Source organism: Neoroseomonas rubea (assembly GCF_016106015.1).
In the GTDB taxonomy this organism is placed as follows: Bacteria; Pseudomonadota; Alphaproteobacteria; order Acetobacterales; family Acetobacteraceae; genus Neoroseomonas; species Neoroseomonas rubea.
Genome location: NZ_JACADQ010000078.1, coordinates 1 through 14,929, shown reverse-complemented (window position 1 = coordinate 14,929; position 14,929 = coordinate 1). Strand labels below are relative to the sequence as shown.

General features: G+C 70.8%; 14 protein-coding genes. 7 read left to right on the top strand and 7 right to left on the bottom strand.

Going from position 1 to position 14,929, the window contains the following annotated elements:
• Window positions 1–550, top strand: a 550-nt coding sequence (locus HW577_RS10395) for a hypothetical protein (RefSeq protein ID WP_198376071.1), incomplete at its 5' end; no start/stop codon positions are given.
• Window positions 551–675: 125 nt separating this feature from the next.
• Here the strand turns inward: HW577_RS10395 and HW577_RS10390 are convergent.
• Window positions 676–2,562: an AMP-binding protein gene (locus HW577_RS10390; RefSeq protein WP_198376070.1), complete on the bottom strand. Its 1,887-nt coding sequence runs from the start codon at window positions 2,560–2,562 to the stop codon at window positions 676–678.
• Window positions 2,563–2,724: 162 nt separating this feature from the next.
• Between HW577_RS10390 and HW577_RS10385 the strand changes: the two genes are divergently transcribed.
• Window positions 2,725–3,432 carry a 3'-5' exonuclease gene (locus HW577_RS10385; RefSeq protein ID WP_198376069.1) on the top strand — a complete coding sequence of 236 codons (708 nt, stop codon included), beginning with the start codon at window positions 2,725–2,727 and terminating at the stop codon, window positions 3,430–3,432.
• Between the two features lie 6 nt (window positions 3,433–3,438).
• On the opposite strand, the gene HW577_RS10380 is transcribed toward HW577_RS10385, so the two are convergent.
• From HW577_RS10380 to HW577_RS10365, 4 genes are all read right to left on the bottom strand, one after another.
• The gene (locus tag HW577_RS10380) at window positions 3,439–4,869 is read right to left on the bottom strand and encodes a DUF294 nucleotidyltransferase-like domain-containing protein (RefSeq protein WP_198376068.1); all 1,431 of its coding nucleotides are present in this window, start codon (window positions 4,867–4,869) and stop codon (window positions 3,439–3,441) included.
• Window positions 4,870–4,921: 52 nt separating this feature from the next.
• A complete protein-coding gene (locus HW577_RS10375; RefSeq protein ID WP_198376067.1) occupies window positions 4,922–6,832 on the bottom strand; it encodes a right-handed parallel beta-helix repeat-containing protein in 1,911 nt (636 codons plus the stop codon).
• Between the two features lie 144 nt (window positions 6,833–6,976).
• Entirely contained in the window at window positions 6,977–8,668 is a 1,692-nt protein-coding gene (locus tag HW577_RS10370; RefSeq protein ID WP_198376066.1) for an MFS transporter, read from the bottom strand.
• 169 nt (window positions 8,669–8,837) lie between these two features.
• Entirely contained in the window at window positions 8,838–9,491 is a 654-nt protein-coding gene (locus tag HW577_RS10365; protein WP_198376065.1) for a hypothetical protein, read from the bottom strand.
• A 123-nt stretch (window positions 9,492–9,614) separates the two neighbouring features.
• Between HW577_RS10365 and HW577_RS10360 the strand changes: the two genes are divergently transcribed.
• From HW577_RS10360 to HW577_RS10340, 5 genes are all read left to right on the top strand, one after another.
• Window positions 9,615–9,914 (top strand): DUF4212 domain-containing protein, encoded by a 300-nt coding sequence (locus tag HW577_RS10360; protein WP_232474832.1) that lies wholly within the window; start codon window positions 9,615–9,617, stop codon window positions 9,912–9,914.
• A 3-nt stretch (window positions 9,915–9,917) separates the two neighbouring features.
• Window positions 9,918–11,963: a sodium:solute symporter family protein gene (locus HW577_RS10355; protein WP_198376063.1), complete on the top strand. Its 2,046-nt coding sequence runs from the start codon at window positions 9,918–9,920 to the stop codon at window positions 11,961–11,963.
• 85 nt (window positions 11,964–12,048) lie between these two features.
• Window positions 12,049–12,375 carry a YggT family protein gene (locus HW577_RS10350; protein WP_198376062.1) on the top strand — a complete coding sequence of 109 codons (327 nt, stop codon included), beginning with the start codon at window positions 12,049–12,051 and terminating at the stop codon, window positions 12,373–12,375.
• A complete protein-coding gene (locus tag HW577_RS10345) occupies window positions 12,372–12,662 on the top strand; it encodes a hypothetical protein (protein ID WP_198376061.1) in 291 nt (96 codons plus the stop codon). The genes HW577_RS10350 and HW577_RS10345 overlap by 4 nt, the downstream gene beginning before the upstream one ends.
• 86 nt (window positions 12,663–12,748) lie before the next feature.
• The gene (locus HW577_RS10340) at window positions 12,749–13,129 is read left to right on the top strand and encodes a hypothetical protein (protein WP_198376060.1); all 381 of its coding nucleotides are present in this window, start codon (window positions 12,749–12,751) and stop codon (window positions 13,127–13,129) included.
• A 237-nt stretch (window positions 13,130–13,366) separates the two neighbouring features.
• Here the strand turns inward: HW577_RS10340 and HW577_RS10335 are convergent, their stop codons facing one another.
• Complete coding sequence (locus HW577_RS10335) at window positions 13,367–13,927, bottom strand: lysozyme inhibitor LprI family protein (RefSeq protein WP_198376059.1); 561 nt, start codon at window positions 13,925–13,927, stop codon at window positions 13,367–13,369.
• A 408-nt stretch (window positions 13,928–14,335) separates the two neighbouring features.
• Window positions 14,336–14,713, bottom strand: a complete 378-nt coding sequence (locus HW577_RS10330) for a hypothetical protein (RefSeq protein WP_198376058.1) — start codon at window positions 14,711–14,713, stop codon at window positions 14,336–14,338.
• Window positions 14,714–14,929 lie beyond the last annotated feature (216 nt).

Sequence of the window (14,929 nt, the reverse complement as noted above, 5' to 3'; positions counted from 1 at the left end):
GGCGCCGCGCCTCGTCGCAGTCGGCGCGGCGCCGCTGGGCGGCACGCCGGTGCGGCTGCTCAACTCGCACGACGCGCCCGTCGCGGCGGAGGCTCCTCCCGCGGAGGCCGGGCCGCCGCCGGTCGTCGCGGCGAACGACGCCGAGGCCCCGAACCGCACCACGGGCGAGGGCATCCTCTGGGAGCGCTCGGAAGGCTTCGGGGAGGAGGAGGGCCCCTTCCCCGAGCTTGGCCTGCCGCCTGGCGTCCGGTGGGTGGTCTCGCGCCGCGCGCGGTTGATGGTGCAGCGCGCAGCGGCGGGACCGGCGAGGCTCCGCATCACGTATCGCAGCCTGCTGCTGCGCCAGCGCGTCGCGGTCGCGCGCCCGGGGGCGGCGGCGCAGCGCTTCGACCTGCCCGGCGGACGGCTGCACGACCGGCAGGAGGCGACGATTCCGCTCGACCTGCCGGCCGGCACCGCGACCATCGCGCTCGACTTCGAGGGCGCGATCCGCGAGCCGGGCAGCGGGCGCGACCTAGTGCTGCTGATCGAGGCGATCGCGCTCGACTGACACGGACCGCGCGACGCATGAACCATCGCACGGGCGGTACCGGCGACCTTGCTTCGCGCGCGGCCGCCCTGCCAGCCCCGGGCGCCATCGCCTGGCCCTGGGGCTCCGGGTATGGGCGCGGCGCGCTACCGCATCGCGCCTTTCAGGACGTCCCCCACTTCCTCGAGGATCACCGGGTCGTCGATCGTCGGCGGCACGACATACTCGTCGCCATCGGCGATCTTGCGCAGCGTCGCGCGCAGGATCTTGCCCGAGCGTGTCTTGGGCAGGCGGGCGACGATGCGCGCATCCTTGAACGCCGCGACGGGGCCGATGCGATCGCGCACCATGGCGATGAGCTCGCCGCCGATCGCGGCCTCGTCCTTCGTCACGCCGTGCTTCAGCACAACGAGGCCGAGCGGCACCTGCCCCTTCAGCGTGTCCCGCACGCCGACCACGGCGCATTCGGCGACGTCGGGGTGCGAGGCCAGCACCTCCTCCATCGCGCCGGTCGAAAGCCGGTGGCCGGCGACGTTGATGATGTCGTCGGTGCGGCTCATCACCCAGACATAGCCGTCCGCGTCGATCATCCCGGCATCGGCCGTGCTGTAGAAGCCCGGATGGGCGGTGAGGTAGGCGTCGCGGAAGCGGTCATCGGCGTTGAACAGCGTGGGCAGGCAGGAGGGCGGCAGCGGCAGCCGCACGGCGAGGCTGCCGATCTGCCCGCGCGGCACTTCCTGGTTCGCCTCGTCCAGCACCACCACGTCGTAGCCGGGCGCGGGCTTGCCGCCGGAACCCGGCTTCGTGGGGAACAGGCCGAGGCCGCGGAAATTGCCGGTGATGCTCCAGCCCGTCTCGGTCTGCCACCAATGGTCCACGACGGGCTTGCCCAGCAGGCGTTCCGACCACGTCACGGTGTCCGGGTCGCAGCGCTCGCCGGCGAGGTAGAGCGCCTCGAGCTTCGAGAGGTCGTGGCGCGCGACGAAGGCGCCCGCGGGATCCTCCTTCTTGATGGCGCGGATGGCGGTCGGCGCGGTGAACAGCACCTTCACCCCGTGCTGCGCGCAGACACGCCAGAAGGTGCCGGCATCGGGGGTGCCGACGGGCTTGCCCTCGAACAGCACGCTCGTGCAGCCGGCGAGCAGCGGCGCGTAGACGATGTAGGAATGCCCCACCACCCAGCCGACATCGGACGCCGCCCAGAATACGTCCCCCGCGCCGACGCCGTAGACCAGCGACATGGAATTCGCGAGCGCGACCGCGTGCCCGCCATTGTCGCGCAGGATGCCCTTGGGCGCGCCCGTGGTGCCGGATGTGTAGAGGATGTAGAGCGGGTCCGTCGCCTCGACGCTGACGCAGGGATGCGGCGCGGCGGCGGCCTCCGCCTGCAGAAGGTCCTCGTCGCGGCCGGGCGTCAGCTCGCAGGGATGCTCGGGGCGCTGGAGGATGAGCACCGCGCCCGGCTTGTGCGGCGAAAGCCCGATCGCGGCGTCGATCAGCGGCTTGTACTTCACGACGCGCCCGGGCTCGAGCCCGCAGGAGGCGGAGACGATCGCCTTCGGTTTCGCGTCGGCGATGCGCGCGGCGAGCTCGGCCGCGGCGAAGCCGCCGAACACCACCGAATGCACCGCGCCCAGCCGCGCGCAGGCGAGCATGGCGATCGCCGCCTCCGGCACCATCGGCATGTAGACGATGACGCGGTCCCCGCGCCCCACGCCGCGCGCGGCCAGCGCGCCCGCCACCTTCGCGACGCGCTGCTGCAGGGCGGCGTAGGTGATGGTCTCGATGCGCCCGGTCATCGGGCTGTCCCAGATGATGGCGGCCTGGTTCCCCCGCCCCGCGGCGACGTGCCGGTCGACCGCGTTGTGGCAGGTGTTCAGCCGCGCGCCGGGGAACCAGCGGCCATAGACGCCAAGCGCGGGATCGAAGATGCGCGTCGGCGGGACATCCCAGTCGATCGCCTTCGCCGCCTCGGCCCAATGGGCTTCGGGATCGCGGCGCCAGCGCGCGAAGGTCTCGTCGTAGCGCGTCATCGACGCCTCCCTCCCCATCCTTGCCGCGGAGCCTGGACCGCGCGCTGCGCATCATGCAAGCCGCGGCATCGACACGCGGTCGTTGCGCCACGTCAATCTGCTGCGATGCAGCACGATGTCGGCGCTGGCGCGCGGCGCGGATCGCGTGCAACCATCCCGCGCATGAGCGGGTTCCTCCGGCGTGCCTTCTCCGCGGTCGCCAACGGCGTGAAGCCCTCGGCGCGGGAATTCATGCGGGCGCGCGCGCACTTCCACGCGGCGCTTCCGGCAGGTTCGATCGCCTTCCAGCGCTATGTGGTGTTCGACCTCGAATCGACCGGGCTCAATCCGACCGGGGGCGATGCGATGCTGTCGATCGGCGCGGTGCGGCTGCGGAACACGGAGCCGGTCGCGCGCTTCTCGATCCTTGTGGATCCCCGCCGCCCGATCCCGGCCGAGAGCATCCGCTACCACGGCATCACCGAGGAGATGGTGCGCGGCCAGCCGCGGGCGGACGACGCGATCGCGCAGTTCCTCGACTTCGTCGGCGACGACGTGCTGGTCGCCCACAACGCGGCCTTCGACCGCACGCTGCTGTTCATGGAGGAATATCGCGGCGCGCCGTCGGTGCCGAACCCGATCCTGTGCTCGGTCGCGCTGTCCCGCTGGCTCGACCCGGATGAGCAGGACCATTCGCTGGACGGGCTGTGCGGCCGGGCCGGGATCGTGATCGCGGGGCGGCACCAGGCGCTGGGCGATGCCGAGGCGACCGCGTCGCTCTGGGTGCATCTGCTCGCGCGCGCCGCCGCGCGGGGGGTGGAGGACCTGCAGGAACTGGCCCGGCGCAGCCGGATGCAGATCTCGATCTCGGCGATGGCCGAGAATTTCTGAACCCGCCTACCAGAGCTGGCCGGTGAAGCTGCCGATGGCGCCGCGGCTGAAGCCGCGCACCGCCTTCAGCGCATCGCGAAGCGCGCCGCGCGCGCCACGCGACATCGCCGCCGTGTCCACGAGGTTGCCCGGCGCCTGCCCCGCCGCGTGATCGGCCAGCTGCTGGCGCAGCACGACGTCAAGCAGCAGGTCGAAGGCGGACTCGAGCTCGGCCGCCTCCCGCCCCAGCAGGCTACCGCGCGCGGCGAGTGCGGCGAGGCGAGCCGGCGTGCCGGTCTCGGCGATGCCGTCGCGCAGCGCGATCAGCCGCACGGCGGCGACGAGCGGCATCAGCCCGTGCAGCTTCAGGTCGGTCCGCGTGCCGGGGCCGGGCTCGTCGTCGGTGAAGCCGCCGAACAGCGTGAGCCCGACGGTGAGCGACTGGTTCTGCCCCGCCATGGCCACGAGCAGCGCGGGGTTTGCCTCCAGCACGCGCGCGAGGTGGCGGCGGAGCGCCTGCGCCGGCGCGGGGTCGCCCGCCACCGCGCGGAAGTCGAAGGCGATGTCGGAGAACAGCAGCGCGGCGCCGCTGCGCCGCCTGGCCCAGATCTCCATCTGGTGCTGCCATTGCGGCAGGGTTTTCCGCCACAGCGGGTTCATCGCCATGATCCCGCCCGGGCAGAGCGGGAAGCCCGCCGCGGCGAGCCCCGCGTTGAAGTCGGCGGCCAGGGCGCGGAACCAGGCATCGACCCGGTCGTGCTCCGCATCCGGATAGTCGGCGAGGATCAGGCCATTGTCCTGGTCGGGCCGCAGCAGGCTCTCGCCCCGCCCCCCGCTGCCCATCACCAGCAGCGTGAAGGCAACGGGCGGGCTGCCATGCGTGGCGAGGCAGCGGTCGAGCACGCGGCGATGCAGTTCGATGTTGATGCCGCTGACGAGCGAGACGACGTCGCGCACCGCGACGCCTTCGCCCAGCAGCGCGGTGGCGACGCCGGCCTGCGCCTCCTTCACGGCGGCGTCGTCGCCGGCGAGCGCGTCGAGATGGCCGAGCAGCCGGCCCGAGACGGCGGCGAGCGTCTCCGCCCGATGCAGCATGCCGACGCAGCGCCCATCTGCGCCGAGCACGGGCAGGTGCCGCAACCGCCCAGCGCGCAGCAGCGCGACCGCGCGCCAGAGGCCCGCATCCTCGGCGCAGCCGATGACGGGCGTGGTCATGGCGGCGGCGAGCGGCGCCTCGGGCGGCAGGCGGAAGGCGACACGGCGCGACACGTCCTGTTCCGTCAGGATGCCGACGGGCCGGCCTTCCGCGTCGACCGCGAGCACGGCGGAGGCACGCGCCTGCGCCATCGCCGCGAGCACGTCGCCGAGCGGGGCCTCCGGCGGGAAGGCGGGCGGGACGGGGCCCATGGCGCCGGCGACGCCGCCGGTCAGCGCGGCGGCCGGGGAAGCTGCGCGCATCGCTCGTCTCTCCCACTGCACGCGCGAAGTATGCGCCGCGCCGTCCACCCGGTCAGCCGAGGATGACGTCACCCGGCCCGAGCACCGCGGCGGTGAGCCCGAGGAGCACGATCATGTCGCCGCCGCCGAGATCGAGCAGCGTTGCCTCCGGCCCGGCCAGCACGAGCAAGGCCGCCATGTCCGGGAGACGGAAGGCGCGCAGGTCGATCCGATCCTCCCCGGGCGTGAAGTCGAGCACGAGGTCGGCACCCCCACCCGGCGTGGCGACGAAGGTATCGGCGCCAGCCCCGCCGCGGAGCTGGTCATTGCCGGCGCCGCCATGCAGCAGGTCCGCGCCGTCGCCGCCGCTCAGCCAATCCTCCCCGGCCTCGCCGAACAGGCGATCATGCCCGGCCGCGCCCGCGATCAGGTCGCCGTCCCGCCCGCCGCGCAGCAGGTCGCCGCCGAAGCCCCCGGCGATCAGGTCATGGCCCGCGCCGCCCGAGATCGTGTCCGCGCCGCCGCCGCCCGCGAGCAGGTCGTCGCCGCCCTGCCCCTCGATCCGGTTGGCGCCGCCATCGCCGGCCATGCGGTCGGCCGCCGCGCCTCCGGCCAGGTCCGGACGTCCTGCATCGGCGACGAGGCGGTTCGGCAGCAGCGCATCGGCCGTGCCGAGGAAGCGGGAGTTTGGCGCATAGCCCTGGGCGAGCCAGGCCGGGTCGATCCAGGGCAGCGGATCCGCCGCGCCACCGGGGCCATCATCCCAGCCATCCATGCCGATGGCGTTCCAGGCGTCGAGGCCCGCCAGCCATGTGCCGCCCCAGAGGAACACATCGCCGGCGCCGGCGAGGTTCGCGCCGAAGACGTTGCCGCCCCATTCCGCCCCGCCGGTCACCGCGACCGCCGCCGCGTCTTCCCCGCCGGGGACAAGCCGGTTTTCCGCGACCAGGTTGCCGAGCGCCAGGCCCGGCGCGAAGCCGGCGTTGCTGACGAAGATCTCGGCCAGGACGGGCTGGCCGTCCCGCGTGCCGGCGGCATCGGCCGCGTTCGCCGAGAGGCCGTTGGCGGCGACGATGTTCGCCGTGCTGCTGAAGAGCGTGATGCCCGGCCCGTCATTGCCGTGCACGCGGTTGCCCCAGACGGTGTTCTGGCCGGAGAAATGGTCGAGCTGGATGCCGTGGCCGTCGAAGCCGTCGGGTTCGCGCTGGAAGGCGACGAGGTTGTTGCTGAGCTGATTGAACCAGCCCATGCCGTCGCCCTCGGTGACGCCGAAGACATGGATGCCGGAGGTGCCGGGCAGCCCGGCGAGGCCGTTGTTCACCACCGCGTTGCCATCCACGAGCACGTGGCTCGCATGGAGCGCGATGCCGCTCTCCCCGTTGCGCCACACATCGTTGCCCGCGACGACCGCGGGGCGCGCGGCCGAGGCGGCGGCACCGTTCAGCCAGACGCCAGCCATGTCGTTGTCGTGGATCGCGTTGGCGATGATGGCGAGGCCCTCGATCGACGGCGCCTCGACATAGATTCCGGCAAGGCCGTGATGGATGCCGTTGCCGCTGATCGTCAGCTCCGACGACGCCCCCAGCACATGGACCCCGAAGCCCTGCCCGCCCGCGATGTCGAGCCCGGTCAGCGTGACATGCGACGAATCGGCAAGGATGACGGTGCCGGCGACGCGCGCGACGCCCTCGCCATAGGAGGCGATGACGACCGGTGCCTCGGCCGTCGCGGCAACGTCGACGGTGAAGCCGGACGCGGTGGTGCCGCCGCGCTGGAGGTAGACGGTGCCGGGCTCGAAGGCGATGTCGGCCCAGGAGTCGAAGGGCGCGTCCAGCGAGCCGTCGCCCCCGTCGGCCGCGGTCGGGTCGACATGCACGATGCGGGAGAAGGCGGGCGGCGGCGCAGTCGCGTCCCAGCCCGCGACGAGGATTTCCTCGGGTGGCGGGCGGGGATCGGCCAGCAGGATAGGCGCAGGCGTGTCCATCGATGGAATGCCGGATCTTGTTCCGATATCGGATTATTACGCACCAGGTTACGGGCTCGCTAACGACATGGACGGGCGGGAAAAAGGAAAGGCGGCGCCCGTTGCCGGACGCCGCCCTTCAGCCCATGCGCGGGGCGCCCCCGATCAGGGCTGCGCGCTGTCGCCCGCGTAGATGTCGCGGTCCTTGGTTTCCGGCACGAAGAAGATGCCGATCACCACCGTCATCAGCGCGATGACGATCGGGTACCAGAGGCCGAAATAGACATCGCCCGTCTGCGCGATCATGGCGAAGGAGGTCGCCGGCAGCAGGCCGCCGAACCAGCCATTGCCGATGTGATAGGGCAGCGACATCGAGGTGTAGCGGATGCGCGTGGGGAAGAGTTCCACCAGCGCCGCGGCGATCGGCCCGTAGACCATCGTCACGTAGATCACGAGCAGCGTCAGGATGCCGATCAGCACGAGCTGCTGCTCGCCGAAGATGTCGAAGGGGTTGGACATCTTGACGACCGACGGGTTGGACGCCGCCGGATAGCCCGCGGTCGTCAGCGCCGCGCCGAGGTCACGCGCGAAGTTGGGGCTGTCGGCCGGGATGATCGCGCCGCCCTGGATCTGGACGCCGGCGATGGTACCGGCCGGCGCCTGCTGGACGCTATAGTTGACCGAGGCGCGCGCGAGCGCGGCCTTGGCGATGTCGCAGGGCTGGGTGAAGCGTGCCGTGCCCGTCGGGTTGAACTGGAAGGAGCAGGAGGCCGGGTCGGCCACGACCTGCACCTGGATGGTCTGGTGCGCGCGGTGCAGGTCCGGGTTCGCCTCCGCGCTCAGCAGCTTGAAGAGCGGGAAGTAGGTGAGCGCGGCGATCAGGCAGCCGCCGAGGATGATCGGCTTGCGCCCGATCTTGTCGGACAGCCAGCCGAACAGGACGAAGCCGCCCGAGCCGAGCACCAGCGACCAGGCGATGAGCATGTTCGTCGTGAACGAGTCGACCTTCAGCACCTGGCCGAGGAAGAACAGCGCGTAGAACTGGCCCGTGTACCAGACGACCGCCTGGCCGGCGACGAGGCCGAGCAGCGCGAAGAGCGCGATCTTGGCGTTCTTCCACTGGAAGAAGGCTTCGGCGATCGGCGCCTTCGAATGCGTCCCTTCCGCCTTCATCTTCTGGAAGGCCGGGCTTTCCTCCATCTGCAGCCGGATCCAGACCGAGATGGCGAGGAGGAAGATCGAGAGCAGGAAGGGCACGCGCCAGCCCCAGGCGCGGAAGTTGTCGGGGCCCACCGCAAGCTGCGTGAACAGGATGACCAGCAGCGACATGAACAGGCCCGCGGTCGCCGTGATCTGGATGAACGACGTGTAGAAGCCGCGGCGCCCGTGCGGTGCGTGTTCCGCCACATAGGTCGCCGCACCGCCATACTCGCCGCCAAGTGCCAGGCCCTGCAGCAGGCGCAGCACGATCAGCGTGATCGGGGCCACGAGCCCGATGGTGTCCGATGTCGGCAGGATTCCGACAACGAAGGTCGACGCGCCCATGATCAGGATGGTGATGAGGAAGGTGTACTTGCGGCCCACCATGTCGCCGAGGCGGCCGAAGACCAGCGCGCCGAAGGGCCGCACCAGGAAGCCCGCCGCGAAGGCGAGGAGCGCGAAGATGTTGCGCGTCGTCTCCGGGAACTGGGAGAAGAAGTTGGCCCCGATCACCGCGGCCAGCGACCCGTAGAGGTAGAAGTCGTACCACTCGAAGACGGTGCCGAGGGAGGAGGCGATGATGACCTTCCTCTCCTCCTTCGTCATCGGCCGGGCGGGCTGCCCGACTCCATAGGCTGCGGCGGCTGCGGAACTCATGGGCCTGTCCTTCCCCGGCCGGCTTTGCCGGCTCGTCGTCGTTGCCGTCCGACGGGCGGACGCCCCCGCGCTTCGTACGCGGACGCTGAAGGAGTTAAGCCATGCCGCCTTGGGGAGGGGTCGCGGGCCGCTTAACTTTCGGCCATCGCGACGCGGCCAAAGGTGACGGCTAGGTCATCAGTCCCGCGGCGAGCTTCGCGGGATCGAACAGGCGCTCCATCTCCTGTTGCGTGGCCACGATGTGAAAGCGCAGCGCGCCGCGGATCGCCGGCGTCTCTCCGACGCGCTGGTCGGCATGGACGGGCAGCGTCGCGAACAGCGGCGCGTCGCTCAGCAGCGCCATGCGGTGCGCCGAAACGGGCGCCGCCTGTTGCGACGCCGCAAGGTGGGTCGGGAAGGCGAGTCGCGCGGCCTCGGCGGCCGGGCGTTCCTCCTCCGGCGGCGGTTCGGCCGCGAGGGCCGCGTCGTGCATGCGGACCAGCGCATCGGCGAGCGCTGCCTCCTGCCCCGCGGCATGGGGCCTGAGCCATGCCTCGGCCAGCACCACGACATCCGCGAGGGCCGCGAGATAGACCTGCCATCGGCAATGCCGCAGCGCGACGGCGAAGTCCGGATCGGCGAACAGCTGCCGTTCCCGGCGGCCCGCCTTCACGCGGCAATAGTCGATGACGGTCTTCTGGGCGACGAAGGCCGCCTGCCGGCGGAGGAAGACGGCGAAGGCCTCGGGGTCGGGCGATTTGCCGCGGCGCAGAAAGTTGAACGGGGAAATGTGTCGCCCTCCCGGTGTCTTGCGAAAGGAGATTGCGCGCCCGGAAGCGTGCATGATACCGAACACAAGTTACGGTGTTTTCACGCCTTCTCCGACCACGCCTGGGCTGGTCGGTCAATCTGGGAGAGGCCGCGCGGGAGGCAAACCCGCAGGCACAGGGGGGAGAGGATCATGCCTTTGGTCGAGTCCGGCAATGAGCCGGCAAGCGCAACAGAAGCGGCAGTCGATCCGGCGACCGCCCGGGCCTATTGGATCAAGACATCGGGCCTGATGTGGACAGTGCTGGCGATGTGGTTCGTCGCCGGCTTCGGAATTCATTTGTTCGCCGTCCAACTCAATCCGATCCACATCTTCGGCTTCCCGCTCGCGTATTATTTCGCGGCACAGGGCAGCCTCATCATCTTCGTCGTCGGCCTGTTCTGGTTCGCAAGGCGCCAGAACCAGATCGACGAGGAACATGGCGTGCAGGAGGACTGATCCATGAGCGCATCCGCCAAGGAAAAGGATCCGTTCATCGCTTCGCTCGGCAAGATCTACGCCGGGTATACGGGCGGCTTCGCGGTCTTCGTCGTCATCCTCGCCATCCTCGAGCAAATGGGGGTGCCGGACCGCATCATCGGCTATCTGTTCGTCTTCCTGACGATCGGCGTTTACGCCTATATCGGCATCATCAGCCGTACGGCGGTGGTGGCCGAATACTACGTCGCGGGCCGAAGGGTGCCTGCCCTCTACAATGGCATGGCGACCGGGTCGGACTGGATGTCGGCGGCCTCCTTCATCGGCATGGCCGGCTCGCTTTATGCCCTCGGCTATGGCGGCCTCGCCTTCATCCTCGGCTGGACCGGCGGCTACATGCTGGTGGCCATCCTGCTCGCGCCCTATCTGCGCAAGTTTGGTCAGTACACGGTGCCGGACTTCCTCGGCGCGCGCTTCGGCGGCAACCTCGCCCGCTCGCTCGGCGTCATCGTGCTGCTGACGGCGTCCTTCGTGTACGTGGTCGCGCAGATCGTGGGCGTGGGCATCATCACCCAGCGCTTCCTCGATGTCTCCTTCACCATGGCGGTGTTCCTGGGCCTCGCCGGCATCCTGGTCTGCTCGATGCTGGGCGGTATGCGCGCCGTCACCTGGACCCAGGTGGCGCAGTACATCATCCTGATCATCGCCTACCTGATCCCGGCGATCCTGATGTCGGTGAAGGTCACGGGCGTGCCCGTGCCGCAGCTGATGTACGGCATCGCGCTCGAGCGGATCGAGGTGTTCGAGGCCGCCTTCCGCGCGGCGGGGCAGACGCCGCCGCCCGGGGTGACCGGCTTCTACACCGCGCCCTTCGTCGGCGCGAACGGGCAGTTCTCGCTCTCGGCCATGGTGAACTTCTTTGCCCTGGTCTTCTGCCTGATGGTCGGCACCGCCGCCCTGCCGCACATCCTGATGCGCTACTTCACGACCCCGTCGGTGCGTGAGGCGCGGCAGTCGGTGGCCTGGTCGCTGTTCTTCATCTTCCTGCTGTACTTCACGGCGCCGGCCTACGCGGCCTTTGGCAAGCTCGAGATCTACCAGACCCTGATCGGGTCCCAGATCGCCAGCCTGCCGGACTGGGTGAAGAACTGGCAGATCGTCAGCCCCTACGGCACGCCCTGGATCAACATCGTGGACGTGAACCGCGACGGGATCCTGCAGTGGGGCGAGTTCCGCATCCATCCGGACGTGGTCGTGCTCGCCACGCCGGAAATCGCGGGCCTGCCCTACGTGATCGCCGGCCTGGTGGCGGCAGGCGGCCTCGCCGCGGCGCTCTCGACCGCCGACGGGCTGCTGCTCGCGCTGGCCAACGCGCTGTCGCACGACGTCTACTACAAGATGATCGACCGCAACGCGCCGACGGCACGCCGCCTCGTCATCTCCCGAGTCCTGCTGATCTTCGTCGCCATCATCGCGGCTTACACGGCAGGCAACATGGGTGCGGACATCTTGTTCCTCGTCGCCTGGGCCTTCTCCATCGCCGCCGCGGGCCTGTTCGCCGCGCTGGTGATGGGCGTCTGGTACAAGCGGACGACGAACATCGGTGCCTGCGCGGGCATGGCGGTCGGCTACATCGCCACATTCGGCTACCTGATCCATACGGAGTTCTACGGCTGGCACTTCATCCAGCTGTTCGGCAGCAAGGAAGCGATCCTTGCCGCCGCGCGGCAGGTGGCGAACCTGCCGATGGACGCCGAGATCAAGGCCGCGGCGGCAGCCATGGTGGCGAACGCGGCCACGGTGAAGGACGGCGCGCTGTCCTTCATCGGCAACATCTTCGGCGGGCTCCCGACCGACACGGTTGCCCTCCGCGGACGTCTCGTCGCCCGGCTCTGGAGCATCAACAACATCTCGGGCGGCATCATCGGCGTGCCGCTGTCGTTCCTCACCATCTGGATCGTCTCGATGTTCACGCCCGCCCCTTCCAAGGCGATGCAGGACTTCATCGAAGACATCCGCATCCCGAAGGGCGGCGTTCGCCTCGCCGACCGGGCGGAGGCGGTGGACTAGCGTCGCCCCGCCCCCAACCGGGGGCGGCAGGCTTCCCGGGGGGCGGTTGCGGCGACGCGACCGCCCCCTCATTTTGCGCGGAACCATGGACCAGCAGCATTTCGTCTTCGGGCACCTGCCCTTCTGGGTGGTGACCTACATCCTGGCGCTGACCGCCTGGGGCTGCCTCGGCCGCTTCATGATGCAGGCCTTCATCGCACCCGACAGCCGGAACTACATCTGGCGCGGCTTCGTCATGCTGACGGGCTGGGCCGTCTGGGTCGCGCGCCGGCTCGTGCCGTCCTACGTGACGCCAACCTTCCTGCCGCTGGTCGCCGCCTTCTGGCTGTTCGCGATCAGGACCGTGTTCGGCCTGTTCATGCTCTCGGCCGGGCTTGCGCCCAGCATCACGCCCGCGGGCGCTGCGCCATGACGCCACAGAACCTGTTCGTCGCGGTCGTCGCGGTCTGCCTGCTGAACGGCCTGTCCAGCCCGATGCTCGGCGTGGTGTGGCACCTCCATCCCGTCTGGCTGCCCGAGATGCTGCCCGCGACCCGGGAGATCGTGTTCTACGGCGCCTCCCTCATCGTCTCGACCGGCACGATGCTGCTCGGCGCGGTGCCGGCCGCGATCGCCGAGCGTCTCGGGCTGTCGCCGACCGGCGCCATGTGGACCTGGCTCGGCGGCGTCATCCTGCTGCTCCTCGTCGGGATGCGCTGACCGCCGCCGCCGCGTCGCCGCGCTTCCCTTCCGCCCCCCGCGCCGTGCAGCATGTCGGGCGCGCCAGCGGCGGGACAGGAGGGTGCATGGAACAGCTTCGGATCGCTGCCGACCTCTCGATCCGCCGGGCCTGCGGCTTCGGCGGCCTCGGCATCGGATGCACGATGCTCGCCCTCGCCTACGACTTCCCGCTCTCCCTCAGGATCGGCGGCGATCTGATGGCGATTGGCTGCGCGATCATGCTGCTGGCGGCGTGGTGGGTTCCCTATCGCGACCTGCGCCATGCCGAGGTCTGGTACCTCATGCCGCAATGGGCCTTCGACGCGCTGCGCAGCCGCCCGCGCGCCGAGTGGCACGCCATGGTCGCGCGCGTCCTCCGCGCGCGGATGCTCTGGCATGCGGAGCGTGTCGGCGCCGCCGCGCTGGTCCTGTGGGGCGCGGGCTGGATCACCGCGTCGCTGCGGTAAGGCCCGCGGGCCGCTTGGGTTCCGTCCTGCGGCGGGCGCCCTTGCCGCCGCCCCGTCAGGCACGCCGGCATGCAGACCCGACGAAGCCCTCGCCGTCGGCGGGATGGCACGGCGTCAGCCATCCATGCCGCAGGTCGAACCCCGCCCGCAGGCGGGCAAGGCCCGCCATCCTCCCGCGCGCCGTCCAGGCCCTCGCCCCTCCCGGACGCCGGGGCAGGTCCGGGACAGGGTCGTCCCCTACGGCCCCTCGACCGATGCGGCCGCGATCAGAAGCCACATCTCGTCGCGCAGGCGCTTGAGGTCCAGCGCCCGCAGCGCCGTCGTCTCAAGCCGGCAGGACGCTTCGTTCGCCATCGCCTCGGCTGGCGGCGCCAGCGCGCGTTCCGCCGCGCAGCCTGCATCGCGGAAGGCCATGAAGGCCCGCTGCGCGCGGCGCAGCGGCTCCTGCTGGGCGGCGGGGGCAAGGAGCCCCAGCTCCCGCAGCCACCGCTCCATCTGCTGCTGCCAGAGCGCCGCCTCGATCTGCACGCAGGCCGCTGCCGGCAAGGGGCGGCCCGGCAGGGTCGGCGGCAGGCGCGCAATCAGCAGCCCTTCCCCCGGGTCGCCCTGGCAGGTGCTCGCGATCCGCCAGGCGCAGCGCCCGAAGGCGGCCCGCGGCGGATGCGCCAGCGCGGACAGGACGCAGGCTTCGAGCCAGGCGCGCTCCGCCGGCAGGGGCCTTGCCGTGTCCGGGGCGCGCTGCGCCAGGGACGGCGCGGCAAGGACAAGCAACGTGACCAGGAGCGCCAGGCGGTTCATGCATCCCCTCGCGTCTCGCGCGCGCCGGCTGGGCACCGCCGCCCCGCATCCTCGCTGTCGGGACGGGATCCCGAAAGGGGCATCGCGTGGCGATCCGCCCGGCGGCCGGCGAGGCCGGTCGGTACCGGCCCGGCGCCGGGGCCCTCATCCCGTCGGCAAGGGTCCCCGGCTCGCTCCGGGGCCGCGTCCGCAGCCCGCCAGACCTCGGGCGAAGCCGAAAAAGCCAAGGTTTCCGCCCGGCGCCCGGGCGCACGTGGAGCACATGCCGGCGGTCGAAGGCCCTGGCCGCCGATCTCTAGAGCACCATCCGATCACACTGAATCAATTTGACCGGATTTCGTGCTTTAGAATCAATGGCTTCCAGAGCAAGAAATCCGATCAGCCGCTCGCGGCTGGTCGGATATTGCTCTAGATGTCGGAGCGGCGTTCGGTCCGGCGCAGCACGGCGCACAGGCGCGAGAAGGCCAGCCAGAACGCCCCGTGCTCCGGCGCCTGGTCGGCCTTGCCGCCGAAGGCCGGCTCGCCGCGCCGCAGCAGACCGAGCCGCGCCTCGAACCGGCCGCGCATGTTCTCGAGGAAGGCGCTCGACTGCCCGATATACTGCTCGATCATGTCGGTCGCGATCTCGATCTCGACCTGCGCCTGCCCTTCGGTCGTGAACCGCTTGAGCGCCCGGCTCTCCTCCGCCAGCACGAGGTGCAGCCTGTGCAGGTCCTGCAGGTGGCGCGCGATGCGCTGGCGGGCCTCGCGCGCGGCATCGGAACCGGCGGGCATGTTGGTGTCCATGGGCGACCTCCGATGCCCATGATGCGGGCGACGGATGAAGTTCCGGTGAACACCGTGTCCAAGCGATTCATCCGCATGTCGCGGCGTGTGCCCCGCGCCCCCCCGATCCGGCGCCGCGGGGCGGTCCCCCGCCGCGACGATCAGGCCAGCCGTGCCGCGACGCGCGCCACCAGCGCTTCGCGTTCCGCCCGCATGCCGGCGCCGCGCGCCTTGGCC

Coding starts and splice junctions, on each gene's coding strand:
- HW577_RS10390 (WP_198376070.1), bottom strand. CDS start 2,562: ATGACGCGCTACGACGAGACCTTCGCGCGCTGGCGCCGCGATCCCGAA.
- HW577_RS10385 (WP_198376069.1), top strand. CDS start 2,725: ATGAGCGGGTTCCTCCGGCGTGCCTTCTCCGCGGTCGCCAACGGCGTG.
- HW577_RS10380 (WP_198376068.1), bottom strand. CDS start 4,869: ATGCGCGCAGCTTCCCCGGCCGCCGCGCTGACCGGCGGCGTCGCCGGC.
- HW577_RS10375 (WP_198376067.1), bottom strand. CDS start 6,832: ATGGACACGCCTGCGCCTATCCTGCTGGCCGATCCCCGCCCGCCACCC.
- HW577_RS10370 (WP_198376066.1), bottom strand. CDS start 8,668: ATGAGTTCCGCAGCCGCCGCAGCCTATGGAGTCGGGCAGCCCGCCCGG.
- HW577_RS10365 (WP_198376065.1), bottom strand. CDS start 9,491: ATGCACGCTTCCGGGCGCGCAATCTCCTTTCGCAAGACACCGGGAGGG.
- HW577_RS10355 (WP_198376063.1), top strand. CDS start 9,918: ATGAGCGCATCCGCCAAGGAAAAGGATCCGTTCATCGCTTCGCTCGGC.
- HW577_RS10350 (WP_198376062.1), top strand. CDS start 12,049: ATGGACCAGCAGCATTTCGTCTTCGGGCACCTGCCCTTCTGGGTGGTG.
- HW577_RS10345 (WP_198376061.1), top strand. CDS start 12,372: ATGACGCCACAGAACCTGTTCGTCGCGGTCGTCGCGGTCTGCCTGCTG.
- HW577_RS10340 (WP_198376060.1), top strand. CDS start 12,749: ATGGAACAGCTTCGGATCGCTGCCGACCTCTCGATCCGCCGGGCCTGC.
- HW577_RS10335 (WP_198376059.1), bottom strand. CDS start 13,927: ATGAACCGCCTGGCGCTCCTGGTCACGTTGCTTGTCCTTGCCGCGCCG.
- HW577_RS10330 (WP_198376058.1), bottom strand. CDS start 14,713: ATGGACACCAACATGCCCGCCGGTTCCGATGCCGCGCGCGAGGCCCGC.